This is a genomic window from Secundilactobacillus paracollinoides (assembly GCF_001702155.1).
Classification (GTDB): domain Bacteria; phylum Bacillota; class Bacilli; order Lactobacillales; family Lactobacillaceae; genus Secundilactobacillus; species Secundilactobacillus paracollinoides.
This window is the reverse complement of sequence record NZ_CP014912.1, coordinates 910857-937569: the sequence shown is the minus strand read 5'-3', so window position 1 is coordinate 937569 and position 26713 is coordinate 910857. Positions and strand designations below refer to the sequence as shown.

The window sequence follows — 26713 nt, the reverse complement described above, 5'->3', positions numbered from 1 at the left end:
TCTGAAATAAAACGCCTTCTGTCACACTCTTGTTGGTTTAATCCAGTAGCGAAATATCCCCAGAAAACTGTTTCATAAACTGCTCAGCAATCGCGCTACTACTCAGCCGAAGCGTAAGATTATGATTTCCAGGGCGCATGATATCCTTGTAGCGATACCAAACCACGCACTCACTAATAATGACCACTTCAGGCGTCTCCTCACAAGTCACAAACTTGGGTACCTGGTTAGTAATTTGCTTATACGCCTGCTGATTAGGTTGGCGTTGTTGTGGTGCGGAAACCACTTGCAAGTTCGTTGTATTCACGCGTTTAAGAATGGCCGTGGTCGTTTCATCAATTTGCTGGCTGCCAATAATCACGCTTTGGTTATCCTTATTGACCGATTCTAAATCAGCCAAAAATGCATTCTTAGCATGCTGACTATTAAGGATTTGAATACCTTGATCACGGTCCTCATCAGACAGTACGCGATAGTGAAGGTCACGATAGGCTTTCAAACGTTTTTGATACATCCGTGCCAGCATCGGTATGAACAGATCAACATAATCGTACACCAGCAAGTCCGACTTATTGTCTAAGTCCCGATTCAACCGACCAACATACTGTTCAACGGTGCCTTTCCATGATACCGGCATCGTAATCAGCAGCGCATCGATTGATTTCACATCGAAACCTTCACCAATGTACGACCCAGTGGCAATAATGATGTATGGTGCCGTCTGTTTTTCAATTTCTGCCACAACGGCTTGGTTTTCCTTAGGCTTTTGTCGACCAGAGAGTTCAAAAACCGGTAAATGCTCCTTTTCAAGCGTTGTTTTCAAGAGTTCGATATGGGCTTTCCGTTGTGTTAACACTAATTGATGGCGCCCGTTTTGATAGTTTTCTCGAATATCGTTTAAAATCAGGTCATTGCGATCAACAGACTGCGTCATCGCCTCGTAGTTTTCAGCTAAACTGTTACTCTCCAGCAACGCGCCATTGATCTCACCTAAATTTGTAACTCGCGTAATGAGTGTTCTTTCAGTTGTCATCAACTGTTGTTCGTCAACTTTAGCGGTCTTATACGCAATCTGCCCAGCCCGTAAAAATATGATTGGATCCCAGCCATCCCGCCGATATGGCGTTGCAGAAAGCCCATAAATGTAGCGGGCCGCTAATTTTTTGATCACATTGTCAAACGTAACTGCTGCTAAATGATGCACTTCGTCAATGATAACCGCTTCGTAATCCTTAAAGAACTCTGCAAGATTATCGACGCGATCCAGCGTCTGGAAAGTGGCAATATCCACTAACTTACTCCGTCGTTTTTTGGACCCAAAATAGGTGCCAATAACGGTTTTATGTTTTTTTCGGCCAGTTTTTGTCAGTTCAACAAACGGTTCATCGTCAATTTTTAAAAATTCTGTGAGTCGGTTTTGCCATTGTTCGGCTAACTCCCTGTTGTTTACGATAACTAGGGTTTTAACCTTCAACTTTGCAATCACACTCGCAGCAATGACAGTCTTACCAAACCCTGTCCGAGCCGATAGGATGCCCATGTGCGTTTTCAATAGCGCTGTTTGCGCCGCTTGCTGTTCAGGCCGAAGCTGACCATTAAAGGTCGCGTGTAACGTTTTGCCTCGAATCGTTTTATCAGTAATCTTTGGCTCATCCAGACTTTATTCAAGGTGGTCTTCGATCCCTCTAGGCAAAACTAAGAAGTGGTCGTTACCAGAAGCGAGTGAAATGTAGCGCGGTGTATTGTAGGTGCTTAGCCGATTCTTTTGTTTTTGAAAGAAATCGGGATTAGCAAAGGTGGCCGTCCACTTAAGGGCATTGATCTGCTTAGTGGTGAGTTGCGTTTTATCAATGTACAGTTGGTCACTGCGAATAATGCTGAGTCCTTTTTTAATCGTCGATAAATCGTTATGCAATAATTCAGGTGTGTCAGTTTACCCAGAGTTGCACTCACCTGTTCGCCAGTTAAAGTGCCGATCTGTGCTAAAAATTGCCATTGATCCGCATAGGCGTTAAACTTCTCGTCAATAAACAGGCTGCCATCGTTGTCTTTCATGGCTTTGTATTGTAGCGGCGCCGCGATTAAATTACCAAATCCCTTCCGTGACAAAACATCTTGGCTGGGAAAAAGACGATCAAACGCTTCAAACGAGATATCTGGGTCGGTCGTCATCGCTTCGCGCAGTACATACATGCCAAGTTTACGTGCAGTTTCAGCTAAAATCGGTTCACTAAAGAAGAACCATAAATGGCTGCCATTCCCTGACTGGGAGCGTTCCATTGCAACCGGTAAATCATACTTGTGGCACACTTTAAGGATCGATTGGGAAATTGATTGCCAGTTATGCTTATCAATATCGATAACCAGAAAGTTCGTCGTATCATCCTTTAGCATTGGGTAGAGACCAATAAAGGCCTCACCCTTTAGATGTGCCTTGATAACGGCATCCGTCAGTGGCCACGGATGCTTATAATCCTTTTGCCCGTTACTGTAAAAACCAGTCTTTGGACTATAAACATTCTTTTGCAATTTCTTATTAAAATAACGGTCAGCATAAACATCTTGTCGTGCATTGAACCGCTGACGATAAAGGGCGATTTTCTGCGTTGTTGTGAGGTGCGTGTTCGTTTGCAATTTAGTATTTGGTTCTGTTTGCACGGTAATTTTTGCAGACTTTTTCGCATGAAAGCGGGCTCTAAATTGATCGAGCGGTTCCGCCCAAACCTGGGAATCGTCGTCAACCGTGTAAACAGCTAACTTGCTCTTAGTATTCCGGTCAACGGCAATACTTGTTAAACAAAATTGCCGCCCCCGCTCATCGATATAAAATTGTTTAGCCATGTGCGCACCCCACCTCTCATCATTGTTATCCCCATTCTATCGAGTTATTCGCTTGAATACTAGGTATGTCGCTATATTCCGCCCGTTTTATCCCCGACTTTACGTTTTTTTACAAAAAGACATGCTTTTCCTTGCCTTAGCCTAACGCTAACGTGCTAAAGTAGCCTCAACCTACAAAAATAAAAAAGAGGTCATCACCATGACAACTGCACAACCACTCACACTCATCACCGGTGCCAATCGGGGAATGGGCTTTGAAATTGCTAAAGAACTCGGCGCAAAGGGGCAACGTATTCTACTCGGTGCCCGAAACGCTGAAAAAGGGACCCAGGCTGTCGAACAGCTCAAACAATCTGGTATCGACGCCACCCTGATTCCGCTCGATGTTACCGATAAACAATCCGTTCAAGCAGCTGCAGACCGTATTGCAACCGACTATGGCAGTTTGGATATCTTAATCAACAATGCCGGTGCCGTGTTCGACGGGCGTCAACAACCTTCCGTCGTCAACACCGACCAAATGCGTCAGGATTTCGACCTGAATTACTTTGGCGTCGTTTACATGTGCCAGGCCTTTTTGCCCCTATTGAAAAAGGCACCCAAGGCCAAGATCATCAATGTTTCCAGCATGATGGGGTCCATGACTAACGCCCTGAACCCACAAGCCAGTGTTTTTCGGGCTGTCGCCGTTGGCTATCAGTCTGCGAAAGCCGCTGTTAATATGTACACCGTGCAACTGGCCAAGGAAATGACGCGTGACGGGTTGCCAATTACCGTTAACGCCATTGATCCAGGGATGGTTGCCACTGAATTTGGCGGTGCTGATCCTAAACAGGTCGCAAAAATGGGCGCTAAACCGGTTGACGAAGGCGTTGCCCGGACCGTTGAATTAGCCACCAGCCCTGATGATGACAGTAACGCAACGTTTACGAATACGGATGGCACGGTAGCTTGGTAACAAGTCGTTAGTCATTTAAAAAGACCGATGTGTCAGCCTAAACAGCTGATTCATCGGTCTTTGTTCGGTTAATATGCGCATCAACGGCCCGCATTTTCCGCAGTACCAGTTGTTTTTCTTGTTGGATCTCGACCATTTTTTGATCCAGGCTATCGGCTAGATCGGCCAATTGTTGTTTAAACCGTTCCTGTTCCGATACGGTTGGATCATCGCCAATGTCCAGACTCACGCGGATATCTTTGATTGGCATATTCATCCGCCGTAAAATGCAGATGATGCGCACCCGGTCCAGATCGTGGCCTGAGTACTGGCGGATACCGTTCTTATCGCGGGCTATGGTCAGAAGCCCGACTTTTTCGTAGTAGCGCAGTGCGTTAGGCGTCACACCCGCCTCAGCCGCTGCATTCTTAATACTTGTCACGTCACCGATCACCTCAAAACTCAATTAAACCTCGCTCCGACTGCCAGAAGCATCGCACACCAAATGCTGTGTACCCCATTCCTTCATTGCAAAAATGACCGGCATCAGCGCTGTCCCCTGTGCCGTCAATGAATAGCTGGAAATGACCTGATTATCGCGCTGTTGCTTGTCATTATGCACAAGGCCGTTTGCAATCAACACATCAAGTTGTTGTTTCAGCACTTTCTTGCTCGCCGCCATGGTACTGTGCAGGGCTTCAAACCGGTACGGCTGGTCCGCCAACGTCATCATGATCGTCGGCACCCATTTTTTACCGATCAAACTCGTTGTTGCTTCCACCGGACAGGTGAACAGATCACCATCCGCCATGTATGTCGCTGCCATCGTATCCCTCCTGGTTACCAAAAAGTACCTAATTGCATCGTTAATTTATCCCCACTATACTATAGACAACGAGATTTACAAACTGAAAGGATGGCGGTTTACATGCGGCACTTTACAAACATCATTATCGGCTTTGGTAAGGCTGGCAAAACACTTGCTGGCACCTTAGTCCAACACGGACAGGACGTTTTAGTCATTGAAAAGGATGCCATGATGTACGGTGGCACCTGCATTAACGTGGCGTGCCTCCCCACAAAGAACATGATCATCAACTCGCATAACGGTGAGGACTACGCAGACGCCTTTGCGGCTAAAAATAAGCTCACTTCAATGTTGCGGAACAAGAACTATCATAAAGTTGCTGACCAGGAAACCGCCACCGTATTAAACGCGGACGCTGAATTTTTGGACGACCACACCCTCCAAGTCACTGATGATTCTGGCACTGAAACGCTCACGGCGGACCGCATCTTCATCAATACTGGGTCAACGCCGATCTTACCAAACATCGCAGGGCTAAACGACAGTCAGCGGGTGTTCACCTCCAAGACACTGTTGGACCAATCCCAGCAAACGAAACGCTTAGCGATTCTTGGCAGCGGCCCCATCGGCTTGGAATTTGCGTCAATGTACGCGCAATTTGGCAGTGACGTCACAGTCATTGGCCAAACACCGGCAATTTTGGAGCGGTACGAACCGGAAATTGCGACTGCAGCTAAGGCTGATTTGGAAACAGATGGTGTGTCGTTCCTATTAAACGCCCAGTTAACAAAAGTCGCCGATACCGCCACGGGTCTTTCCCTGACCGTGACCACTGAGACTGGCAGCCAAACCATTGACGCGGACGCGCTGTTGGTCGCAACCGGTCGGCGTGCGAACACGGATGATCTGCATTTGGAACGGACGCATATCGAAACGGGTAGCCGCGGCGAAATCGCTGTGAATGACACGCTGGAAACCAGTGTTGCCAACGTTTACGCCCTCGGCGATGTCGCCGGCAGTCCGCAGTTTACTTACGTCTCTCTGGATGACTGGCGCATTATGGCCAACCAACTCTTCGGCGATAAGACCCGGACGCGCACCAACCGACCCATCTTCGCCAACACCATTTTCTTAAATCCGGCAATCAGCAGTGTCGGTCAAACGGAAGTTCAGCTCAAGGCTGCAGGGACACCTTATCAAGTGCTTAAAATGGCCACTGCAGGCGTTCCAAAGGCCCAAGTGATCGGTAACCCTCGTGGCAGCTACAAGGCCCTGATTGACCCAGAGACGCACCAAATCCTTGGTGTCACCATTTACGCTGAGGAAGCCTATGAGACCATCAACGTGATTGCGGTCGCCATGCAGAATCACTTGCCGGCTGAAGTGTTGCGAGATCAGATCTATACGCACCCGACGATGACGGAAGCGTTGAATGACTTGTTCAATTTCTAAATAATATTAACTAAGGGACTGGAAATGCAATTGCATGCTAGTGCCTTTTTATTTTAGAATAGTCATTCAAAAAATCCAATCGATACGCATACCACCATCCTGGCACGCCAATCGGATAAGTGCTGAGCGTTTCACCAACGATTCGGCGACGTTTTGCAAACGACACTGGCGTTAACCGTGTCTTTAGCATCACCTGCTGCAGAGCGCCATCGTAAAACGTCTCCGGTACGCTTACCACATGACCGTTCAGATTAACCCGCAACGGGGCGTTATCGCTAGCTAATGCCCGCCAACGGTAACTGTACGTCTGCTGGATGCTGTGCGATAGCGGTAGCGCACCTTCTAAATAGCCTGACAACATACTCGGGTCAATCTCGCCTAACGTTGCAAACTGCATCAGTACATCGCGGTTTTGATAGTTGGGCTCCGTCAGCGGGACTTTGACCTGGACTACGGGCAACTGCGTGTCGGCCAAACGATTGCACAGCCACATTAGGCCTAAAACATCGTCCGCCGTGTCGCTCCACCACACCCGTAACGCCTCACCGGCATCGGTGGTCTTCCGTAATCGTGCCAACTGCTGGTGAATTGTTGCCACCAATTGTGCCGAAGTTGCGTTGGTTTCGTATTTTGCTTTCAACTGCCAAAACGGGTCCAGCGGGCTGCGCAGTCGATGGAGATTGCCAATTTGCAGATCAAGCTGTAAGCTGATCACCGGCACTTTTAATTTCTGATGCAGGGTGTCAGCAAAGTCATCGTTAAATGTGAGATCGATCATAGTGTTGCCTCCAAATTAAAAAATAGGGTTTCCTAACTACCCCTATATACGCAATCAATAGGACCATTGTTTTTTATTTTCCCAACAATCATCCCGAACGGTGGCCTTAATGCGCCTAATAGTGTGCTAAACTAGACTTAATAGCGCACAAGGAGGTGCCTCATGGCCACATTAACCAACGACGAACGTAAAAAACAAAAGCGCGAAACGATCATCACCAGCGGTCGCCGCGTTTTTCAGCAAAAAGGCTTTTTGGATGTGACCATGAAGGACATCATCGAAGAAGCAAACATCAGTCGCGGCGGCATTTACCTGTATTTTCATTCCGTGGATGAAGTTTTTGTCGCTGTGCTCAACAAACGTAACAGCCACTCCCTGGAGGAATTCCAGCAGGATATCGTTTCAAAAAACGACTTTGACCTGGTCCTGCAAGATTACTTTGACGGGCAACGTGACCGCCTGCTCAGCGGGCTCAACGACAGCCTGTTGCGTGCCGTTTATGAGTATTATTTCACTCACAAACGGCCCGAAGACCAAACCTTCCAAGCCGAACAGTTTGCCATGATCAAGCAGACCATTACCACCGTTTTGGACTTTGGTGTCCAGCAACACGTGCTTCAAGATACCGACCTCGAACCACTTGCCGAGCACATCATGTTCCTCATCGAGGGGCTCAGCGTGCTGGCACTGACAAGCGGTGTCACGTCGGAACAAGTCGCGCATCAATTTGACTTGATCGAGAGTATGTTGCCGCGGGTCTGACAAGCAATAGAAAAGGCCGAGAAATTATATGATTTCTAGGCCTTTTTAGTTTCTTTTTTTACGGTTGCGCGTACTGATTACCCCGAATTGCTTGGGTTGCACCCTCCGCAGCAGCCTGCGACTTAGTCACACAATCGTAATTAGCTGGGTTGATCACTTTCGTGTAGTACTTCTTGCTGTCAGAAACATAGACTTTCCCAGCAGGTGCCACCGTCCACTTGCCGGACTTCGTTGCCCCAGCAGTACTTTGGCTTGTGGTCGTTGACGAACTGGAAGCTGCTGATGACCGATAGCTCGAATGATACCCGTACCCGTGGCTGGTCGTGCCAGTTGTCTTAGCATTGGTACTGCCCGTGTTGTAGTTGACCTTGATGCCCTCAACCGAGTTGATCACCACAAACTCTTTGTTGATGACGTTATCGGACGATTTGATATCAACGATCGACCCCCGGGGCATTGTTTCACTCCCCTGGTATAGCGGTGTTGTTTCGTAATCAATCGTTTGTGAACTGTTCGGGTGGTCCTGCCAGTAACCTTCAGCAGTTTCCTCAGCAGCACGCATCCCGCCATCCTGGTCAGCACCAACGTTCTGCGGTCGCGTCCCCGTCGTGAAGTTGTAGGCTGACGTGTAGGACTTGGCGCCCAGCAAACTATCCGCAATGGAATGGCTTCGGTTGTACAGATATCCATGGTAAGTCCGACCCGTTAAACTAAAGTTAATGGCAACGATTGGATTACTACTTGGCCATGCTGGCGGCTCTAACGGATCCCCTTGGCGTGAGCCTTGAGAAGCCTTATATTCAGAATAGGTCAGCACCGCTTTCGCCGTTGCCGAACGTCCTTGACTGTCAGCTGAAAAATGGTAGCTACCAGCCTTCATACCACTAAAACCGGTGATGTGCGCACGGCCGTTATCCCAGTAATAGTTCTGCGTTGGTCCCGCTGACTCCTTATTGGTATAGCTGACAAGCCGCTTTAAGATCGATGCATCAGTTGTGGTCGATCGTTGCTGAGTTGCAGCACTACTTGAATTGGTCGAACTCGACTGTGACGCACTTGAGTTGTGCGCTGCAGTCTTATTTTTGTGCATAACTGACGATGACTGGTCTTGGTTTTGCTCGGAAGTTTTGCTGTCGGCACTGCTGCCGCACCCCGTCAAACCGCCCCCAACCAGTAAAAATGCACCAAGCACCGTCAGTGTTTTGACAAGGGATCGGTGATGCTGTTTGGTCATCAAAATAATCTGCCTCCATAACGTCCTCAATAAATTTGCGAAACATCTAGGCAACCACTTACGGATAATGGCCTAAATTCTTGAAACGCGTGTTCGTAGCACAGTAAGTGGCGATGTAGACAATTTCTGCTACCATAAGTTTATGATATGGTGGTTGACTTAGCAAGAGTGTGTAGGAAAACGGCCCATTTTGACCGCCATCGTCAACGCCCCCATGCCGGACCTCTGTATCGACGCCTTTTGCAGTGCGGTGCTTGGTGTGATTCTAGTATTGGCTGACCGGGATAGCGTTTCTACTGATGATCTGAATCAGCTGGTCGCCTATTTAACAAATTTATTCACGAATTGAGTTGATGTTTCACGTGAAACATATCCCGTAAATCACAAGCATTTTTTAAAATTCGCAACAGCTTACCGACTATAATAATGGCAAACACAATGAAAGAAGGCCATCACATGCCACTTTTACAATTCCATCTCGTGCGCCACGCTTGGACGAAAGAACAGGTCCAAACCATCCTCGACACCGCCTACGATGTCACCCGTGAGGCATTCCATGCGCCAGCCGGTGACCGCTACCAGATTGTTTCCTATCACGAACCTGAAGAACTGGTCATGGAAGACACTGGCTTAGGCTTTACTCGGACAAACAAACGCATCCTGCTCAGTATTCGAACCCGCCCGCGGACTCAGGAGGAAAAGATCACCTTCTACCGCTTGCTGCACGATCAATTACAGCAAAAGCTTGAACTTGATGATCACGATTTGATGATCAACCTTGTGGAGAATCAAGATGAAGATTGGAGCTTTACTTCGGGTAAGGCGCAATTTATTACTGGGGAACTGTAACGCGAATTTATGCCAAATAAAAAGGCTGGCCGCTGGGTCAGTCTTTTTTTGTCGATTAATCGTCATTTTCGATAAGTCGATGACGTTCTATCTCGTTTTCATTTCGCTTCATTTCTTCAAATCGACGCTTAAGTTCCGCCTGATTGGCGGCGCTGTTAAATGGATCAGATTGCGGATCAACATCAGTATTTAAATCCCGCATCCTAGCTAATAGTCGTTTATGTTCGTGCTTATCCCCGATAATCACCATTAGTCGCCCTCATAAACCTCGGTAGTTTTCATCACAACAATTCAATGCTTATATATCAACATCTGACTTCACTACCTCAATGATTCCTTGTCACCGTCCCCAAATTATTTTTCACAGGAATCAGCAACAAGCCAATATTAATCAAAACCGCATACGCCATCGCTGGCGGATAGATTGTCACGGCAATCGCCAACCCAACAAACTTGATGACAAAGTCAAGAACTGTCAAGTAGTTTGGTAAATAGAACAATAGCCCAAAGCGCAGAGGGCGGTTAGCTGTATTTAAAGTATGGGATATTCCGACGTTACAAAACGACACTAAGATCACAACAATGCCATACAGCGACTGTGCTGTTGGATTATAGAAATGGGTTGCCATTAAACTCGTTGTGTAAGGAAATAATGATGCGAAAAACAGCATAAACAGTGTCCAGACAACCGTAGAATTACCAATAACCTTCACTTTTTGCCAGGCATTGTGGTGAGAATACCACATCAAACCAACCCAAAAAAAGGACAGTGCGTAGGCAAAAAAGCTCTCCCTCAGTCCGTATAATCCAGCCCACGTCATTGCACTTGGCTTTTTAAGGTCAAGCACTAGAATCGTCATAATAATCGCAAGTACCGCATCTGTAAAGGCGATGATTCGTTCTTTCGACGTCCAATCCCCCCTCTGAAGAACAACCACTACTGGTATACCATCATTATAGGCAGGTGGTCGAACAGCGTAAAGCGAAGACAGTTGGACGCTAATTTTGACTAAACGAGCATCAGATCCTCAATCAACGAAATGACATCCTGCACTGTAAGCTTATCCTCCGTTAACTCACCAGCATGCAATGCCGTTACATAGTTCACCACGATAGAAAACGCACCCTCGACTAAAAAGTCGACCGGCACGGGTTTTACGATTTTTGCCGCTTGATAATCTCGTAATAACTTAAATGCTCTGATAAAGAAGGCATCGTCATTGATGGTTGGCAGTTTTTGTCGCCAGTTCGGCTGATTACGAAATAGCATAATGATGCGGATCGAATCATAGTGGACCTTCGCAAACTGGATCAGGCCTGAAAACAGAGTCTCAAATTGTTGAATCGGTGCCGCGCTTTCATCCAGTAAAGGCATGAGACTGGCCACCATTAGCTGTTGATGGTAGGTAAAAACAGCTAATAACAAGTCCTCACGACTTTTATAGTAGGAATACACATTCGATTGTGCCATCTCCAATTGTTTCGCAACTTTGACCGTTGACGTCCCTTCGATGCCGTCTTCAATCATTAATGTCGTTGCCGTAGCGAGAATTTTTTTCCGCAGCGCTTCACTTTTTAGTTTCATCATCGCACCTCCCCACCAGCACTAGTTGTTTGGCTGATGAAATCATCTTACTTAGTATACGCCATTCCATTGACAAGAGATAGTCCTATCGTTTATACTATCGTCATTTATTATTAGCGATAGAATTATCGTTTAAGAGGAGTGTTAATCATGAAAAAAATTGCAGTGGTCACTGGTGCTTCATCCGGAATTGGCTACCAAACCGCCCTCGATTTTGCGGCTCAGGGCTACACCGTTGTCGGCGGAGCCCGGCATCTCAAGAACGCTGACGAATTAGTAAAAGCCGGGGTCGTTTTTCATCCGCTCGATGTGACCGACCACGACAGCGTTCAGGACTTTGTGCAATTTATTAAGTCAACTTACGGCCGGGTCGACGTTTTAGTCAACGCCGCTGGGTACGGATCTTTTGGGGCGTTGGAAGAAGTGCCGCTGGATGAAGCGCGGCGGCAACTTGACGTCAATTTGTTCGGCATCGTTGACCTAATTCAACAAGTCACTCCCATTATGCGCACCCAGCACAGCGGCCGGATCATTAACATCTCCTCCCTCGCTGGCCAAAGCTACTCAGCATTAGCGGGTTGGTACTACATCTCAAAACACGCGCTGGAAACAATGAGTGATGTGCTACGACTTGAGCTCAAACCGTTTGGCATTGATGTCGTTATTGTGGAACCTGGCATTACAAAAACCAACTGGGCAAACGTAACGAATGAACAGATGCTAAAGGTCACGCCAAAGACCTCACCCTATCGGAAGGCTGCTGAGAAACAGGCCAGCATGATCACGCAGGCAACGCAGACTGTGGCACAGGTGGCGAGTGTGATTGCTAAGGCCGCTACTGCTGATAAGCCAAAGATACGTTATCAGGTGACCCGCCAGGATAAGATTGCCATGAAAGGAGCTCGGTTGATGCCCTATAAGGTGTTGGATAAGGTTGCGGAACGGATGTTGAAGGTGTAGTAAAACGCGCATTATTGCCTGACTATTAGGCGATAATGCGCGTTTTTTCTGCTTGTCTGATTCTGTGAGCATTCATTTTTTAACTTAAATCACTTGGTAGTGCAGACTAATGGCTTTCTTGGAAACCATGCCGAAACGTGTTCAGCAAGGCACGGGGCTAACGTGTAACGGTCTCTGATCCAAAAGTCAGGCACGGAAATTATTCACTTTGGCTACTGGGTGATGCCTGTTTACGTTTTTCTTGGCAACCGTGCCGAAACGTGTTCAGCAAGGCACGGGGCTAACGTGTAACGGTCTCTGGTCTAAAAGTCAGGCACGGAAATTATTCACTTTGGCTACTGGGTGATGCCTGTTTACGGCTTTCTTGGCAACAGTGCCGAAACGTGTTCAGCAAGGCGGTTTAGGGGCGGTGTGTAACGGACTCTGGCCAAAAAGTCAGGACCGGACTTTTCGGCCAGAGTCCGTTACACACCGCCCCTAAACCGCCTTGCTTCACACTCTACTCTACTCCGTAAAATACCGCTCGCTCGCATCCTTAAACGCAGCCTGCCAACCTTCCGTCGCCCGCTTACTGATCGGCTTCTTCGCCGCAATTAAATCAAACCCGCGGAAGGCACCTTCGTACACATCGACATGGGCGTTCACACCCGCATCCTGCAGATGCTTAATGTACGCCATCGTTTCAGCATAGAACGGTTCGATCGTCCCAATAAAGGTATAGGTCGGCGGCATCTTATCGTAAGTGGTTGCCCTCGCTGGAGCAGCGTATGGCGGCACGTCATCCGTCCCAGACAGTTCACCCAAATACATCTGCCAGGCTACCCGGTTTGCTTCCATATTCCAAACCGGCGCATCGTTATCCGCTGACGTTTCGGTTGGCCGATCATCCAACATTGGATACAGCGGCATTTGAAACGCAATCTTGATGGCGCCCTTATCCCGCGCGTACAGCGACAAGGCTGCAGTCAGGCCACCGCCCGCACTCTCGCCGGCAACGAAGAGTTGGTTTGTATTCACGCCCAAATCAGTGGCATTATCGTGCAACCATTTCAGCGCCAAGTAAGCTTCATCCAGGGCAGCTGGATATGGCGCTTCCGTTGATAAACGGTAGTCTGGCAAGACCACCACCGCGTTGGCGACCTCCTGAATGTGGCGCACGTACCCAAAGTCCTCCTCCGGCACCTCAGTGGCATATCCGCCACCATGCAGCCAGAGAACACCCGTTGCGTTTGGCAATTGGTCCTTTGGGCGTGCAACTAGCAGCCGTAATTTCGTCCCGTTACCGCGGACGGCCCAGGCTTCGGTAATATCCAGATCCTTTGGAAAATGCCCCTTGGTAAAGTGAGTCATGACCCAATTGGCATGGGCAAACTGACTTGGCTTACGAAAGTGGATCACGTGTTTGACCAGACTAGCGGTTGCCCGCAGATCTGGATGAATATCTTGTTTTGAAATGTGTGGCATAATGACGACTCCCTTTACCCATCTTTGCGAATAGGTTTAATAAGTTGCCATTATTATACCGTTTTCGGTTTTTCAATCACATGGGTATCATCGGTGTTTTCCTGAGACTTAACATCCTTAGTTGCACTCACCTTTGCGTGGTGGGATAGGAACCAAGCTGGGATGATTGCCACGGCGGTAAACGCAACCGACCAGATGAAGGCCATGTGGTAGGCGTTGCTCATGTGGGCAACCGTTGGCAGGACACCGGTCATTTGCTTTGAAATGACGGTTGCTAACACGGCAGTCCCGAGCGCGCTGCCCACATTTTGGATCATCCGGGTAGCGGTAGTGGCCTGCGAAATCATGTCACTTGGCAGACCAACAAAGGAGTCCGACATCACCGGAATGGTCAGCCCACCTTGGCCGATACCGCGGAAGAATAGCATCGCCATGACCAGATACTTGCTGGTCGAAGCACCAAACCAAACAAACGGCAGCGTGCTGGCAATTGTGATGGCAACTGAAATGATGACGACCCGACGCGCACCAAACTGGTCAGTGAGTTTGCCGACCTGTGTCCGGGTCAGCAGCATGCCGACCCCCTGCGCAATTAGGTAAATCCCGGACCAAACGACACTGAACCCGCGGACATTTTGCAGGTATAGCGGCAACAGGAACAGCGCGCCGTTGACGGTGATCCCTGACATCAACAAGATGACAACTGAACCGGAAAAATTCTTGGATTTAAATAACGACAAGCTAACGAGTGCATTCTTCGGCCGTTTCCAGGCGTAAATGACGTAGGCAATCAGCAGGACAATTGCGGCAACTATTGGCCAAATGACACTGGCGTGGGTAATGTTGGTGTGTTCACTGAAGTTGATGATAGCAACGATCAGCAAGCTAAACATGGCACCAAGGTCAATGAAGCTGAACCAGTCAAACCGCTTCGTTTTCTGCGTTGCGGGAAACGTCGGCATCATGACCCAGATCAAGATCAGCGCCGCAATTACGATAGGAATGTTAATGTAAAAGATCCAGTGCCAGTTGAGCTGGTCAATGATGAACCCGCCGATCGTCGGCCCAAGAATCGGGGCAAACACCACCGGCAGACCAACCATTGCCATGGTGCTGCCAAGATTCTTACCACCAGTGGCGCGCACCAGCAGCGTCGATAACAATGGGATAATCAGACCGGCACCAGCCCCCTGAATGATCCGGCCAGCCAGTAGCACGTCAACACTGCCGGCAACGCCAGACACAATTGACCCCACTAAGAAAACACTCAACCCTGCAACATAGAGCGATTTACCGCTGAACCGGTCAGCGGCCCACCCTGTAAATAACACCATGATTCCCAGCGCTAACACGTACGCCGTGGTCACCCACTGAATCGTGTTCACTGAACTGTGCAGGGCGGTCATGATCGTGTTGATACCAACGTTCATCACCGTACTATCCAGCATTGGCGCGATGGCACCAAGCACTAAAATCGTTGCAATACTTGTAAAACTGCGTTCCTTTTTTTCTGTCATGTTTTTCCCTCGAATCTGTGTTAAGATACTGTAGTACCTTTAATATGATATTTATGGTACCACGGTATCTTAAAAATGCAAGGGGTTTATTTAAAATGGCAGAAAAAAAGAGCACCCGTCGCCGTGGGAAAGCCTTAGAAGAGGCTGTTCTATCAACGGTTTGGACACAATTAAATAAAGTTGGTTATGAGGATCTCACCATTTCAGACATCGCAACGTTAGCGGGCACCAATAAGAATACCCTGTATCGGCATTGGCCCACCAAAGCCGTGATGGTCATCAGTGCGTTCAGCAAGTACGGGCCGGAAATTAAATTCGAGCTTCCAGACACTGGTAATCTGCGTGATGACCTGTTTGGCCTGTTTGACTACTTTCAAATGGCGCTCAAAACGCTGACCACAGGGATGCTAGAGGGTGTTTTACTCGACCGGTTGCACGACATTACGTTGGATAAAGTGACCGCGTCTCTGGGTGAGGAATCTGAAGATAACCGTTTTGCGAAGATCATGCACCAGGTGCTCGACCACGCAGCTGATCGCGGCGAAGTTGATTTAGCGCATATTGGGCCATCGTTGATCAGCCTGCCATTGATTCTGGTTGCTTCTGAGATTTTGACTAAGGGCGCGCTTTCGGATGACGCCGTTAGCCAGTTCGTTGACCAAATATTATTGCCGAGTTATTTAAATAGTGCGCACTAAAAAAGGACCGTTAAACTCAAAAATGAGCTTAACGGTCCTTTTTAAATTAGTCGTTCTCCTTTAACCACTTATCCAAAACAGCAATGAATTCATCATGCTGATCCAGCAGCGCTAAATGCCGGCTATTTGCAAACAAGTGCCACTTGGCACCCGGAATATGGTCGTAAACCGACTTGGCGATCAACGGTGTGCACAGGTCATCCGTCCCATTGGTAACCAGAACCGGCACGTGAATCTTATGCAGATCATCAGTCACATCGTAGTCGCTGATCGTCCCGTTTTCGGTAAATTCATTGGGCCCTTCAGCGATCAGACTCGCACGTTTCCCGTTTGTTTCACGACGCAACGGTTCCGGCGAATTCTCATCCGGGTCGTCCCAGCAATAACGTTCCATATAACGGTCATTAGCAGCGAGATACTTCGGCCCAGAGAAATTCCCTGTCCGTTCAGCTTCCGCAATCGCTTCACGATCTTCATAGCTCAAATATGAAATCAAACGATGTTGTTCTTGCGTCCACAACTTAATTGAGGCTGGCGACCCATCGATCATGACGCTCTTGACGCCGGTCTGATCATACTGGGTCAGGTACAGCATTTCCAGCATCCCACCCCAGGACTGGCCGAGCATATGTACTTCGTCTAATTTCAGATACTTGCGCAAGGCAATCAGTTCTTCTGCCCAGGTCTCTTTGACGTAGACGGACTCATCTTCTGGCAAGGAGGATTTCCCGCAGCCAACTTGGTCGTACATGATCAGCTGGCGGTCACCAGTTTCGGCATAGTCGTCCAACAGTTCAAAATAGTTATGTGATGAGCCGGGGCCACCGTGAATCAGTAATAATGGCGCCTTTCCGTTCGCTTCACCGACAATGCGGTAGTAGGTCTTAAACCCGCGAAACGGCATGTACCCTTCTTCAATTTTCATATGATCGATCTCCTTTACATAGTCAATGGTATCAATTTCGATTGTACGCTTTCATTGACGGCAAACCAAGGGGACTTCTAATAATGGGTACTCGTCCGTTGCATTCCGCAATTTGGCACTCCGTGTGGTGGCTCGCGACTGCCAGTAAGGCCATTGACAGCAATGCTTCTTAATGATGTGCCAGTTGTCCGTACCGATTAAATAACAGAGTCCATGCCCCCTTATGAAGGCCCTACCATTTATGCTGACGATTACTGTTATCGTAGCGTAGTGGAGCCTTTCAGCATTGCAGACCCCGCCTCAACCTTGTAGGACCAAACGCTGACACAATGTGACATATGGGCACATTTGACTCATCACCCCAAAACAAAAAAACACGCCAGCCCAGCTCAGATCCCCAAGGTTAGCGTGCCGATTTAATTTCTATTCACCGTGATATCACCATCAGTAGAAGACAGCACATATGTCTGCGTTGCCTTAGCGGACCCATAACTACGCCCACTATGACCAAAGATCGTCGAATCGCCATCTGAAACGTGCGTCTGAATGCCCACACCCTTATCCGGTGCAACGACGCCGTTAATATCGCCATCAGTGGTGCTGGCCTTCAGCGTCTGACCCAACTTCTGTTGATTAAAGCTAATATCTCCGTCACTGCTGCTGGCGGTCAAGCTACGCCATTCATTATTGTGCAACGTAATGTCGCCATCATCCGTTTGAATCTGGCTGTCTTGCGCGTTAAAGCGACTATTGGCAATGGTCACATCGTCGGTTGCGTCCAGTTTAAGACCCTTAGCGGCGACATCGTTAAGCGTCACGTCGCTATCACCAGAAGTAGACCCCTGAATGTTCAGGGTATCCGCTAACCGCATATGCGAGAGGTCAATATCGTTATCGCCATCATTTTGAATCGTTTTAACGGATACATTTTTGACGATGATGCTTGAATCTCCGTCAGTTGAGAGCGTATCAAGCTTCATCCCTTTAGGCACCGTCACCGTTACGCTGGCGTTACCATAGCCGCTTGAATCAGAAGTGTATTCAAAACTAAACCCATGAACCAGGAACCCTGATTTGCGGTTCGCTGAAATCGTCAGTTTATTTCCGGCAACCGAAGCCTTTACTGGACTCGCTTTTGTCGAATGCACCTTCACTTCCGGTGTATTGCCCTGCTTGATGATAATCGGACCGGAAGTCGAGGCTGTCACGTCAATTTGGTTGATTTTTTTAAACTTAACCGTTTTGGTTTCGCTGTGGTTGACCCTAAAGCCATTGTCCCAATAAATAGATTTCAGACCACCCTGTCCCAGTCCGACCGCAAACAGGATCACACCGATGAGCGCGATGATGCCCCCAATAATTGCTGTCTTTTTCATTTGTGATCCCGCCTTTCCTCAGCTTTATTCTTCCGCGAAAGTTTGCTGTATAACCAGCGACTGAACCCCAATGTCCCGCGAATGATCCCCCGAACGATCCAAACAATAACCGGAATCAGCATCATGAAGATTCCGATAATGGCAAGACCGCCGCCAATGTACGTCAGTCCAGTACTAAATGAGGTCGCCAACACACCAAAACCGACAACAAATCCCGTTAAACCGCCGATAAGAATTCCAATAATCGCCATGATAATGGCAAACAACACCCCAGCCGCCGCAATCATCACAGCCGCCATGACAGCAACTGCAGCGATTGCCATTGGAATCGTTACTGGTGTTGACAACAACGCTAACCCAATGAGCCAGATCGTCCGCACCTGCGTTTTTGATTGTTGCGTCTTCGTCCGGGTACTCCCTGTGTCCGGATCATCTAAGATGCGAATCGAATAGTCCGCCAGCACCTTACGTGCCAACTGTTTGGGCGTCCCTAATTCAGCCACGATATCATCGTAATTCGTGAACCCGCCATCCTGTAAGTATTCTGAATAAAAGTTCATCACTTCGTCACGTTCTGCATCGTTGAGCTGGTTGAGGTAGCTGCTGAACGCCTTCAAGTATTTATCCATTTTCTGTTTCATCCCCTAACATAGATTCGATGCCATTTTTAAACGTCCGCCATTCGTTACGGATCGTTGCTAAATGCAATTTGCCCTCCGATGTAATCTCGTAATAACGCCGGTTACGTCCCTGATACGGTTCATCATAGGTGGTCAACCACCCGTTTTTCTTCAACCGGCGCAACACCGGGTACATGGTAGATTCCGATACCTTAATGGACTCCTGGACCCGCTGCGTCAGCGCATAACCGTAATAATTTTGTTCCGACAAAATGGCCAGCACACAGCCATCCAACAATTCTGAACTGACTTGAATTGCCACGTTATCACCTCCCACAATATTATATGTCGTATAATATGATTTCATGAACATCTTACCTGAGGTCAGGGGGTTGTGTCAAGCGCCTTTGTTTAGTACGTGCAACAGATGTTGCCCATAACCGTATCATATCGGCGTTAACCGACCTTATTTTTCTATAATCATATCGTTTGAAACCGGGCTATGGCATAATGGGTGAGGTAACACGCTATTATCACGAGTTAAGAAGGAGCGACATCCGTGCATATCAATCTATCAAATCCGGAAACTCATCAGGTCAAATCAGCAAAAATTGGGTTTTCCTGGACCGTCTTTTTCTTTGGCTGCCTACCGCCACTGTTTCGCGGTGACTGGAAGTGGTTTTTTATTCTGTTGATCGTTGAAGCCGTGTTCGGCCTACCCACATTTGGATTTGGCGCCGGCATCATTGGCATTATTTTTTCGTTTTTCTATAACAAGATCTACATCAACGACCAACTCGATCACGGGTACCAAGCTGCGGACGATTTCTCCCGTGAGGCTTTGCGCGGGCATGGCTTTATTGGGTAACCAAATTAAAAAAGCCACTATCTGCAACTAACAGATAGTGGTTTTTGATGCCAATTCAAATTGTGGCAGCTATTCAAGCATCGTTAAACTATTATGGATCAACGGCTTCGCCATTTTGGCAAAATCACCGTAGGACACGTCTGTGAAACTTTTGAACCATTCACTAAACATGCCCATCACGCCACTCGCAACATACTTCATCACCAATTGATTGTGCACGTTCGTCGGATCTGGCAGCACGATGCGAACCAAACTCTGGTAAAAATCGTCAACAAAATTCGCGCGCAACTGCCCGTGGCGCGGATCCGTATAAATGAGTTTCAGCCCCTCATAGTTAGCGACAACTGTCTCATCCACCGCTGCTAAAAGGTGGTCCACATCCGTAAAATGCGCTGATAACGCCTCTTTGCTGCGGTCTGAAAGGGTGTCGCTGTAACTGTCGAAAACCGCCATCACGTTGTTAAACGAGCGGTAAAAGGTGCGCCGTGTAATGCCCGCGATGTCACACAATTCGGTCACTGTGATATCGGCGATCGACTTCGTTTTCATCAGTTTGAAGAGTGCCTGCCAGAGACGTTCTCTTGTTTTGATGAGGCGCTTGTCCATTTGACTATCCCCTTTCGAACTTTAGGCTTTAGGGATAGTATAGGCTTATTTTGGGAATTTAAAAGCGAGCTGGGGGTGAGCCTGGATTGCTTTTTTTTGCTGGCTTGTTGGGGGCTTAGGGATTCAGAGTATTCGGGTATTAATTGACACTGGTGGGTTGGTTGTGCATTTTTTGTTCAAAGATAGTTTGGCGACGTGGTTCTCGGTTAGATTGCCTAAACGTGTTCCGCAAGGCTGAGGGCTACTGCGTAAGCAACTCTGGTCAAAAAAGTCAGACCCGGACTTTTCTGACCAGAGTTACTTACGCTCCGCCCTCAAAACGCCTTGCTCCACACTCTCTACCTTGCACTAAATCCCCCATCCACCACAAACTCAGCACCGGCGACAAATTTTGACTTATCGGATGCTAAATAAACACAAATGTTGCCAATATCTTCCGGCTTGCCAATGTGGCCCAGCGGTGTCAACTTGCTGGTTGCTTGTTCCACCTCGTCTGGAATCATATCTGTTTTCACAAATCCTGGGTGGACTGAATTAACCCGGATGCCATAGTTGTTTGCGGCTGAATCTAGTGCTGCTGATTTTGTCAGCAATCGTGAGCCACCCTTGCTGGCGTTGTACGCTGCGGCAGTTGGTTCAGCAACGATGCCTTCGACTGACGAGATGTTGATAATTGACCCGCCCTCGCCCTTGCGCATGGCTTTCATGCCATGCTTGATGCCGAGAAACGTCCCGGTCAAATTAATGTCCATGACGTGATTCCAGTCCTCAAGCGTTTCTTCATCGATCGGCACTGGCTGGGGGAAGACGCCAGCGTTATTCACAAGAATATCTAAGTGACCATATTTTGAAACGATATCGGTGGTTAATTTCGACCAGTTAGTCTCATCCGTAACCTCAAGTGGCTGAAATTCAGCACTGTCTGCGTGGTCGGCCAAAAACATTTTGGTTTCATCATGCAACCGGTGGCCGGTGATGATCACCTTGGCCCCTTCATCAACAAAACACTGTGCGATTCCTAAACCGATCCCGGTTGTGGATCCTGAAATTAATGCGACTTTATTCTCTAATTCTGCTGTCATCGTCAATCCTCCAATGTGTGCGGTTAGTTTTTGTTTACGAGAAACTAGAATAGCACGTTGGATGGGGATTGCACGGGGATTGTGAGGATAGGATACAAGTCACTCAGTGTTTGTATCTTTTTTACTCAGAATCAAAAGATCTAATAATCAACTAGACTCATCACTCAAATTTAGCGGGATCAATTGGATGAATACGTTGTTCATAGTTCCAAAATTCTCTCAAATATTTAACTGGATATGGCAACACCGTATATTGACCATTTCTAACAAACTCAACACTCATCATTTTAGAAAAATCTGGAAATTCTTTCTCAACTGCCGAATCATCACCATCAAGGACAACTAGTTTTCTGAGCATAACAGCACGATTAACGGATAGTTTCAATGCTTTGTCGGAACCAACATAATAATAAAAGTCATTCGCAATTTTGGTTAGTCCAATTCCCTGCAATCCTTCCAACATTGCTGAATTTGTTTTTTGCCTAACTGAGCTGCTAAAGGCAAAACCGGCAGTTTCCTCTAGATCGTTATCAATGGTTTGCAAAATTTTATTTTTAAATGTAATTTCTTTTTTCTTTATGACTTTTTTGATGTCACCCAGATCAGGATTACTATCATCCATCGAAGATATAATTTGGATTAGATTCTGAACCGTTCCCTGATATAGTTTTTGCCCAGCATGAGAATCAAATAATGTCTTCAAAGCTTCAATAACCTCTGCTTGCAAAAGAGGCTGATATGGGTCACTAAGACCCAGCTTTTGAGACAACAACTCTCCATTTGGCATTGTACGACGAGGCGTTTGTTGAATCATTATAAGATCATCACCACGACTGATAATACAATCAATTTGCTGCCAAAGAAACCGCTTATCTTGTGTAGAATTTAGACTGTTCTTAACCTTAAAGGCCAGTTGACTAAACTCATCATCTGCATCAAATTCATCAAAGTTAACGACTCGTTTGGTAAGCTTAATATGTCTAAATGCGTCAATTGTAAATTGAATGACGACAACTATTAATGGGGATTGCTGTATCCACTCAATTCTGTAAAATTTATAATCACATGTTTTTTGACTAATGGCAGGGAAATTATTGAGGCATCACGATTCGCCAAATCTCGTTTAATGATGAGTTCTTGTGCCAACTTAACAAGGGTATCGTCATTAGCTGCATCTACTTTCCCAGTTTGATCTAATTGCCAATTCAATGCATTCGTTCGCTTATCAAAGCCACCAAAATTTTCAATAGTTGCGTGTTGAATATATCTTTGACTATCGCCAACTTCATAGGTGTCACTAATATTGCCAGTATCTCGTGCATCGCGAATAATTTGAATGTTAAATCCAGAACTTGATTTATCTGACAACTTAATTTGGATACCATAATCATTTAATATTCCGCTATCTTGTAACGCATGACTAATTTCCAAAGCTAAAACTTTCGTCAGTGGTTCATTGGAATCATAATAAATGTTGATGATTTCGCCTTTAAATTGTCGCCAAATGGCTGCCTTATTATCCAACTTCTGTTTATCAAACTGCAAAACTTCACTACCTAAATATTTAGGCAATTGTTCAAAATATTTACCAAAATGCTTACTAACGTTTGTTAACAATATCCAAGCCACACCGACTTCAGATACTTCAAATTTTTCAATCTGCTCCAAATTCAAAAATGCAACTGTACTATTTCGTCCGGTACCATTTTTATATCGAAAAAGCACGGACTCCTTGTGCATGAATGATTTTTGTAGATTTCTCCTCTCAGAATTCCAATAAAATAACTCGTCTGTTTCCTTACTCTTGGGAAAATGCGTATAAGTTTGCACTTTTAAATCGAGATCACTTTCCCAATTCAATCCAACTCTAAGTGCGTATCGCTGTTTCCAATCATTTGTCCTTTTAGGTTTGTTCACCCAATCGTTCAGACTAATCAGTAGATGAGGACTTTTATTTTTTTCAGGCTGTAAATTTTCTAATGCAGATTCCTGATTTAAAAGTAATTGAAAAACTTGATTTTCGTAAACATTATCCGGAAGATTACCAAGTCTGATAATTTCGAAAACAAGATTGGATTTCTCCAATTCAGTAACAGACGTCCCTCTCCGCACCATTAAAAGATAGCACATACTGCTGCTTAGATTCGTCATAGCAATTACATCTATACGCTGAACTATTTGTTGAAATTGACTTTGCTCTGAATTGTCCTGTAATTGAACTCTAATCAGCCGGAAATCCATATCAAATGCTATCTTATCAAAGGTATAATCGACTATATTTGTTAAAATCGTTTTTTTAGTTTTCAATTAGGAATCTCCCAACTTCAATTTTTTCAGCATCACTAAGAACAAGTTGACCATCGTTACCTATCAAAGCCGAAACTTCTAAAATTTTATGATCATGTGTTTCAACCGGCTTAACATCCTTGGTAGAAATAATATTAATCACAGCTACCCGCCATTCTTCGTTAGTGTTTTCCCTTAAATGGTCAAGTTTATCTATAATGTGACGCCGTTCTTTGTCTAACGACGCCATATGTGGTTCACGCCAATTTTTAAAATCAATCGCAACGTGATGGTTAGTCTTAAAATCGAAGAGCTCGTTATTTTCGATTTGTTGAAAAGTCATTAACTTTTCATCCCAAACTTTTTCGAAGATGTATTTACCAGCAGCCTCTCCTAAAACTCCCAAATACATATTGATAAACTGCACAGGATTTAGAATATAGTCCTCTTGTTGCCAAGAGGTTGCATAACCCAACCGATTGAATTCCTGTTTTAATCCTGGAAATTTTAACATGGTTTCAAGCCCCGAGGATGAAGCTGAAACATCAATATTTCCTGGAAAAGTGAAGTATCCCGTTTTTTCGTTCTTGCATAAAGTGCTGTAGTGCGTTACTCGAGAAGCATTTGGTAAATATTGCAGGCATCCTGCCGAGGTAATATTCTGTTGTTTTGCCAACTTTTTTCCATCAATAGTCGGGTACTGTAAAAAATATTCCCGCAAATTTTGGTATTCCGCACTGACAGTTTTTATTGACTGAAGGCCACCAAGTAATCGATGTAAATCACGAAGCGTATATGCTGTTAAACTCTGTTTTTGTGCTAAATTATGCGTATCTTCATACTGTTTTTGGTCTTCAGTGTTTTTACCACACGCCAATACTTTTTTAACCTCAGGACTTAACAAGTCGGCATTCATGCCCACCGTATTTAAATTTTTCACAATTTGACTAGCAACAAGAATAGTTATTTTCGGCATTTTGTTAAACGTTCGGTTCATTCGGCCAAGAGCCTGAATAATCATACCTAGATGACTTGCAGCAACACTTCGCAGGTTTTTAGGCTTACGGTAATGACGAGTCTGATCTTCCAAAAAATGGAACTGGTTTTGCATTTCAGAATACTCGAGTTCATTATCGTCAATTAAATACTCAAGTTCAGTCAGCAGTTTAATCCCATCGTGATTAAGTTCAAAATGCTCCCCATTACTTAACACATTAGTAATTTCACCCAAATACATACCCGCTAAATCTACAGTTTCATTTCGACTATCCTTAAAATCTGAATCAGATATCCTAATACTTCGGACTCGGTTTTTCTCAAAATCACCTAGCCTATGTTGCAGATTTTGACCAATTCCGAGTGCTTTGTAGGCACTGAGTAAATATACTCTCGTTTCTGATTGGCTAGGCAACTCCAAAGCAGATTCAACTTCTTCAGAAATTGCATCCTGCTTCTTGAACTTAGCAATTATCCTCAACTGAGGGCGCTTAGGCTCAGGTATTGCCAATATTTCACACAGAGCCGTAAACGTCTGCGTCACAAATTCAAATGACATAGTCGGATTATTATGTTTCGGTAATAATGTTTGTAACCCAAGGAATGACGTTAAATTCTGGTCAGTTAAAAACGCGATAAAACTACTAAAAAGATTAAAATATCTTTCTTTAAAATAATTTTGCTGTTTAAAGGTATCCCTGTCATCTGCTACTTTTATCTTGTTCACCACTTTTTGTAACTCATTTTCTAGCTGTTCAATCAAACTTTCATGTTGCTTTATCTCTTGATCTGAAATGAACTTTTTGAGCATTTCTTTAAAGTGTAAAACTCGACTAACAACTTGTGCGACAACTTCAATACCATTTTCAGTATATCGAGCATCATAATTAAATTCGGCTTGAGTCGCCTCAGTGAGATACTGTCTGCCGTCCATAAACGATTTTCCCAATTTTTCGTGGAGATATCCTAAATCATAGTTATCAAGAACTGAAGGCACATCTGCCGTGGCGGATAAACCTAAAACATTAACTTTATCCAAAATATCCAAAAGATAGTGTTCCGGAGTTATCGCGAAAAATGAAGCATTAATGTCAGTACGGAGGTCATGACGCTCAGCGTTTGTAAAACTAAATAAACTCAGGCCATAATCTTGAAATCTATGCTCAGATTTTGGTATAGATTTTTTGTTATTGTGTTGATGGTTTGGTTTACCATCCAATCCTAAACTTAAAAGAACATTTATCTGATTAGGTTCAAACGTCCAGGCATCATAGATAGAATAACAAGCCTCTCGTAAATTAATGCTATCTTGATGATAGTCAGCGTTTTGAGCCCTTTTGTTTTGATATTTACGCCCACAGTAAATAACAAACTTAGTAAACTGTCTAATAAAGCTGACAACCTGATACAACATTGGCTGGAATTTCAAATCGTCCTTCATCTCAACACCTAAGTCAACAGAGTTTGTCTGCTCATTAAAATGACTATGCCAATTTTTTCCGCTACTAATTAATGTTCTTTGAGGCGCATGAATCAAAAAGTTTTCAGTTTCATTTCTATCAAGCGTTTTATAGAGATAATTCAAGCCAAAACGACTTAATAGTGTATCTGATCTGGTTTCTAAGCGATTAAATTCCACAGATTGCTCTTCTGTCATAATCTCTTGAAGCTCTGATGGTAAATCAGCTATCTTATGCAAATTTCGGTATATTGCCTTAAACAAATTCAGCAAATCAACTTTAACTTTTAGAGCATCGTCAATACTTTTTTCCAATAGACGCTCTTTTGTACTATCAAATTCATCAAGAACAACCAAACTGTTCTTCAAAACTTGTGCAAATTGAAATGGAACCGCATTCGCTTCAAAAAAAGGCGTATAGCTTCGAATAAATTTATCAGTTGTGAGCACTAAAATTTTATAAGTTTCTATATTCCTGAATTATTCATAGTTCATAAAAATCCCGTCAGTTTTCGTATTTTTTCGAAAACTGACGGGTATGTCTTTATCTTTTGCTGAAATACGATGTTTATCAGTTCTAGCTAGTGAGATCTTTCAACTAACTCAGAAT

The 26713-nt window shown here is 45.5% G+C and carries 28 protein-coding genes; 8 read left to right on the top strand and 20 right to left on the bottom strand.

The features are described 5' to 3' along the window. Window positions 1-37: 37 nt before the first annotated feature. Both AYR61_RS03885 and AYR61_RS03880 read right to left on the bottom strand, forming a co-directional pair. Entirely contained in the window at window positions 38-1627 is a 1590-nt protein-coding gene (locus AYR61_RS03885; RefSeq protein ID WP_225356530.1) for a DEAD/DEAH box helicase, read from the bottom strand. Window positions 1628-1752: 125 nt separating this feature from the next. Continuing rightward, window positions 1753-2841: a TOTE conflict system archaeo-eukaryotic primase domain-containing protein gene (locus AYR61_RS03880; protein ID WP_065901769.1), complete on the bottom strand. Its 1089-nt coding sequence runs from the start codon at window positions 2839-2841 to the stop codon at window positions 1753-1755. Window positions 2842-3040: 199 nt separating this feature from the next. On the opposite strand from AYR61_RS03880, the gene AYR61_RS03875 reads away from it, so the two are divergent. Continuing rightward, entirely contained in the window at window positions 3041-3799 is a 759-nt protein-coding gene (locus AYR61_RS03875; protein WP_056987019.1) for an SDR family oxidoreductase, read from the top strand. 37 nt (window positions 3800-3836) lie between these two features. Here AYR61_RS03875 and AYR61_RS03870 read toward each other — a convergent pair whose 3' ends face one another. Beyond that, the gene (locus AYR61_RS03870; RefSeq protein ID WP_054708230.1) at window positions 3837-4244 is read right to left on the bottom strand and encodes a MerR family transcriptional regulator; all 408 of its coding nucleotides are present in this window, start codon (window positions 4242-4244) and stop codon (window positions 3837-3839) included. After that, window positions 4245-4604, bottom strand: a complete 360-nt coding sequence (locus AYR61_RS03865; protein ID WP_054708227.1) for a winged helix-turn-helix transcriptional regulator — start codon at window positions 4602-4604, stop codon at window positions 4245-4247. Between the two features lie 102 nt (window positions 4605-4706). Between AYR61_RS03865 and AYR61_RS03860 the strand changes: the two genes are divergently transcribed. Beyond that, entirely contained in the window at window positions 4707-6038 is a 1332-nt protein-coding gene (locus AYR61_RS03860; RefSeq protein WP_065901767.1) for an FAD-dependent oxidoreductase, read from the top strand. 37 nt (window positions 6039-6075) lie between these two features. Here the strand turns inward: AYR61_RS03860 and AYR61_RS03855 are convergent, their stop codons facing one another. Continuing rightward, complete coding sequence (locus tag AYR61_RS03855) at window positions 6076-6816, bottom strand: DUF3658 domain-containing protein (protein WP_065901765.1); 741 nt, start codon at window positions 6814-6816, stop codon at window positions 6076-6078. Window positions 6817-6978: 162 nt separating this feature from the next. Between AYR61_RS03855 and AYR61_RS03850 the strand changes: the two genes are divergently transcribed. Beyond that, window positions 6979-7578 carry a TetR/AcrR family transcriptional regulator gene (locus AYR61_RS03850; RefSeq protein WP_054708218.1) on the top strand — a complete coding sequence of 200 codons (600 nt, stop codon included), beginning with the start codon at window positions 6979-6981 and terminating at the stop codon, window positions 7576-7578. A gap of 58 nt (window positions 7579-7636) precedes the next feature. On the opposite strand, the gene AYR61_RS03845 is transcribed toward AYR61_RS03850, so the two are convergent. Beyond that, complete coding sequence (locus AYR61_RS03845; RefSeq protein WP_065901763.1) at window positions 7637-8812, bottom strand: DNA/RNA non-specific endonuclease; 1176 nt, start codon at window positions 8810-8812, stop codon at window positions 7637-7639. Between the two features lie 190 nt (window positions 8813-9002). Between AYR61_RS03845 and AYR61_RS15120 the strand changes: the two genes are divergently transcribed. Continuing rightward, window positions 9003-9161 (top strand): hypothetical protein, encoded by a 159-nt coding sequence (locus tag AYR61_RS15120; RefSeq protein ID WP_156319240.1) that lies wholly within the window; start codon window positions 9003-9005, stop codon window positions 9159-9161. Window positions 9162-9268: 107 nt separating this feature from the next. Then, window positions 9269-9661, top strand: coding sequence for a tautomerase family protein (locus AYR61_RS03840; protein ID WP_054708215.1), 393 nt, complete (start codon window positions 9269-9271; stop codon window positions 9659-9661). Window positions 9662-9716: 55 nt separating this feature from the next. Here the strand turns inward: AYR61_RS03840 and AYR61_RS03835 are convergent, their stop codons facing one another. The 3 genes from AYR61_RS03835 to AYR61_RS03825 all read right to left on the bottom strand — a co-directional run bounded on the left by AYR61_RS03835 (window position 9717) and on the right by AYR61_RS03825 (window position 11249). Next, the gene (locus AYR61_RS03835) at window positions 9717-9911 is read right to left on the bottom strand and encodes a hypothetical protein (RefSeq protein ID WP_054708212.1); all 195 of its coding nucleotides are present in this window, start codon (window positions 9909-9911) and stop codon (window positions 9717-9719) included. A gap of 76 nt (window positions 9912-9987) precedes the next feature. Beyond that, window positions 9988-10599 carry a TMEM175 family protein gene (locus AYR61_RS03830; RefSeq protein WP_225353107.1) on the bottom strand — a complete coding sequence of 204 codons (612 nt, stop codon included), beginning with the start codon at window positions 10597-10599 and terminating at the stop codon, window positions 9988-9990. A 71-nt stretch (window positions 10600-10670) separates the two neighbouring features. Continuing rightward, a complete protein-coding gene (locus AYR61_RS03825; RefSeq protein WP_083215472.1) occupies window positions 10671-11249 on the bottom strand; it encodes a TetR/AcrR family transcriptional regulator in 579 nt (192 codons plus the stop codon). 147 nt (window positions 11250-11396) lie between these two features. Here AYR61_RS03825 and AYR61_RS03820 point away from each other — a divergent pair, with 147 nt between their 5' ends. Next, a complete protein-coding gene (locus AYR61_RS03820) occupies window positions 11397-12206 on the top strand; it encodes an oxidoreductase (protein ID WP_065901759.1) in 810 nt (269 codons plus the stop codon). Between the two features lie 504 nt (window positions 12207-12710). Here AYR61_RS03820 and AYR61_RS03815 read toward each other — a convergent pair. Together AYR61_RS03815 and AYR61_RS03810 are read right to left on the bottom strand one after the other, a co-directional pair. Continuing rightward, window positions 12711-13670, bottom strand: a complete 960-nt coding sequence (locus tag AYR61_RS03815) for an alpha/beta hydrolase (protein ID WP_156770457.1) — start codon at window positions 13668-13670, stop codon at window positions 12711-12713. Window positions 13671-13723: 53 nt separating this feature from the next. Continuing rightward, window positions 13724-15187: an MDR family MFS transporter gene (locus tag AYR61_RS03810; RefSeq protein WP_083215473.1), complete on the bottom strand. Its 1464-nt coding sequence runs from the start codon at window positions 15185-15187 to the stop codon at window positions 13724-13726. Window positions 15188-15282: 95 nt separating this feature from the next. Between AYR61_RS03810 and AYR61_RS03805 the strand changes: the two genes are divergently transcribed. Next, the gene (locus AYR61_RS03805; RefSeq protein ID WP_056987020.1) at window positions 15283-15885 is read left to right on the top strand and encodes a TetR/AcrR family transcriptional regulator; all 603 of its coding nucleotides are present in this window, start codon (window positions 15283-15285) and stop codon (window positions 15883-15885) included. A 46-nt stretch (window positions 15886-15931) separates the two neighbouring features. Here AYR61_RS03805 and pepI read toward each other — a convergent pair whose 3' ends face one another. The 4 genes from pepI to AYR61_RS03785 form a co-directional block, all read right to left on the bottom strand. After that, entirely contained in the window at window positions 15932-16810 is an 879-nt protein-coding gene (gene pepI, locus AYR61_RS03800) for a proline iminopeptidase (protein ID WP_065901757.1), read from the bottom strand. A 416-nt stretch (window positions 16811-17226) separates the two neighbouring features. After that, window positions 17227-18186: a DUF4097 family beta strand repeat-containing protein gene (locus AYR61_RS03795; protein WP_065901755.1), complete on the bottom strand. Its 960-nt coding sequence runs from the start codon at window positions 18184-18186 to the stop codon at window positions 17227-17229. Continuing rightward, window positions 18183-18815, bottom strand: coding sequence for a DUF1700 domain-containing protein (locus AYR61_RS03790; protein WP_054708204.1), 633 nt, complete (start codon window positions 18813-18815; stop codon window positions 18183-18185). Before AYR61_RS03790 ends, AYR61_RS03795 begins: the two co-directional genes overlap by 4 nt. Further along, window positions 18808-19128, bottom strand: a complete 321-nt coding sequence (locus AYR61_RS03785) for a PadR family transcriptional regulator (protein ID WP_054708201.1) — start codon at window positions 19126-19128, stop codon at window positions 18808-18810. Before AYR61_RS03785 ends, AYR61_RS03790 begins: the two co-directional genes overlap by 8 nt. A 237-nt stretch (window positions 19129-19365) precedes the next feature. On the opposite strand from AYR61_RS03785, the gene AYR61_RS03780 reads away from it, so the two are divergent. Beyond that, window positions 19366-19674 (top strand): hypothetical protein, encoded by a 309-nt coding sequence (locus AYR61_RS03780; protein ID WP_054708198.1) that lies wholly within the window; start codon window positions 19366-19368, stop codon window positions 19672-19674. A 69-nt stretch (window positions 19675-19743) separates the two neighbouring features. Here the strand turns inward: AYR61_RS03780 and AYR61_RS03775 are convergent, their stop codons facing one another. The 5 genes from AYR61_RS03775 to AYR61_RS03755 form a co-directional block, all read right to left on the bottom strand. After that, window positions 19744-20280 (bottom strand): TetR/AcrR family transcriptional regulator, encoded by a 537-nt coding sequence (locus tag AYR61_RS03775; RefSeq protein WP_054708195.1) that lies wholly within the window; start codon window positions 20278-20280, stop codon window positions 19744-19746. A gap of 338 nt (window positions 20281-20618) precedes the next feature. Continuing rightward, complete coding sequence (locus tag AYR61_RS03770) at window positions 20619-21362, bottom strand: glucose 1-dehydrogenase (RefSeq protein ID WP_065901751.1); 744 nt, start codon at window positions 21360-21362, stop codon at window positions 20619-20621. A 160-nt stretch (window positions 21363-21522) separates the two neighbouring features. Then, on the bottom strand, window positions 21523-22176 hold the full coding sequence (locus AYR61_RS03765) for a hypothetical protein (RefSeq protein WP_054708192.1): 654 nt from the start codon (window positions 22174-22176) through the stop codon (window positions 21523-21525). 203 nt (window positions 22177-22379) lie between these two features. Next, window positions 22380-23669 carry a hypothetical protein gene (locus AYR61_RS03760; protein WP_054708189.1) on the bottom strand — a complete coding sequence of 430 codons (1290 nt, stop codon included), beginning with the start codon at window positions 23667-23669 and terminating at the stop codon, window positions 22380-22382. Then, window positions 23659-26553 (bottom strand): hypothetical protein, encoded by a 2895-nt coding sequence (locus AYR61_RS03755; RefSeq protein WP_083215474.1) that lies wholly within the window; start codon window positions 26551-26553, stop codon window positions 23659-23661. The genes AYR61_RS03760 and AYR61_RS03755 overlap by 11 nt, the downstream gene beginning before the upstream one ends. Window positions 26554-26713 lie beyond the last annotated feature (160 nt).

Bases quoted from the DNA above. Each gene is read 5' to 3' on its own strand.
- AYR61_RS03820 (WP_065901759.1), top strand. From the start codon at position 11,397: ATGAAAAAAATTGCAGTGGTCACTGGTGCTTCATCCGGAATTGGCTAC.
- pepI (WP_065901757.1), bottom strand. From the start codon at position 16,810: ATGAAAATTGAAGAAGGGTACATGCCGTTTCGCGGGTTTAAGACCTAC.
- AYR61_RS03860 (WP_065901767.1), top strand. From the start codon at position 4,707: ATGCGGCACTTTACAAACATCATTATCGGCTTTGGTAAGGCTGGCAAA.
- AYR61_RS03790 (WP_054708204.1), bottom strand. From the start codon at position 18,815: ATGGATAAATACTTGAAGGCGTTCAGCAGCTACCTCAACCAGCTCAAC.
- AYR61_RS03840 (WP_054708215.1), top strand. From the start codon at position 9,269: ATGCCACTTTTACAATTCCATCTCGTGCGCCACGCTTGGACGAAAGAA.
- AYR61_RS03865 (WP_054708227.1), bottom strand. From the start codon at position 4,604: ATGGCAGCGACATACATGGCGGATGGTGATCTGTTCACCTGTCCGGTG.
- AYR61_RS03765 (WP_054708192.1), bottom strand. From the start codon at position 22,176: ATGATTCAACAAACGCCTCGTCGTACAATGCCAAATGGAGAGTTGTTG.
- AYR61_RS03880 (WP_065901769.1), bottom strand. From the start codon at position 2,841: ATGGCTAAACAATTTTATATCGATGAGCGGGGGCGGCAATTTTGTTTA.
- AYR61_RS03855 (WP_065901765.1), bottom strand. From the start codon at position 6,816: ATGATCGATCTCACATTTAACGATGACTTTGCTGACACCCTGCATCAG.
- AYR61_RS03850 (WP_054708218.1), top strand. From the start codon at position 6,979: ATGGCCACATTAACCAACGACGAACGTAAAAAACAAAAGCGCGAAACG.
- AYR61_RS03825 (WP_083215472.1), bottom strand. From the start codon at position 11,249: ATGATGAAACTAAAAAGTGAAGCGCTGCGGAAAAAAATTCTCGCTACG.
- AYR61_RS03775 (WP_054708195.1), bottom strand. From the start codon at position 20,280: ATGGACAAGCGCCTCATCAAAACAAGAGAACGTCTCTGGCAGGCACTC.
- AYR61_RS03875 (WP_056987019.1), top strand. From the start codon at position 3,041: ATGACAACTGCACAACCACTCACACTCATCACCGGTGCCAATCGGGGA.
- AYR61_RS03845 (WP_065901763.1), bottom strand. From the start codon at position 8,812: ATGACCAAACAGCATCACCGATCCCTTGTCAAAACACTGACGGTGCTT.
- AYR61_RS03805 (WP_056987020.1), top strand. From the start codon at position 15,283: ATGGCAGAAAAAAAGAGCACCCGTCGCCGTGGGAAAGCCTTAGAAGAG.
- AYR61_RS03810 (WP_083215473.1), bottom strand. From the start codon at position 15,187: ATGACAGAAAAAAAGGAACGCAGTTTTACAAGTATTGCAACGATTTTA.
- AYR61_RS03770 (WP_065901751.1), bottom strand. From the start codon at position 21,362: ATGACAGCAGAATTAGAGAATAAAGTCGCATTAATTTCAGGATCCACA.
- AYR61_RS03815 (WP_156770457.1), bottom strand. From the start codon at position 13,670: ATGCCACACATTTCAAAACAAGATATTCATCCAGATCTGCGGGCAACC.
- AYR61_RS03795 (WP_065901755.1), bottom strand. From the start codon at position 18,186: ATGAAAAAGACAGCAATTATTGGGGGCATCATCGCGCTCATCGGTGTG.
- AYR61_RS03835 (WP_054708212.1), bottom strand. From the start codon at position 9,911: ATGGTGATTATCGGGGATAAGCACGAACATAAACGACTATTAGCTAGG.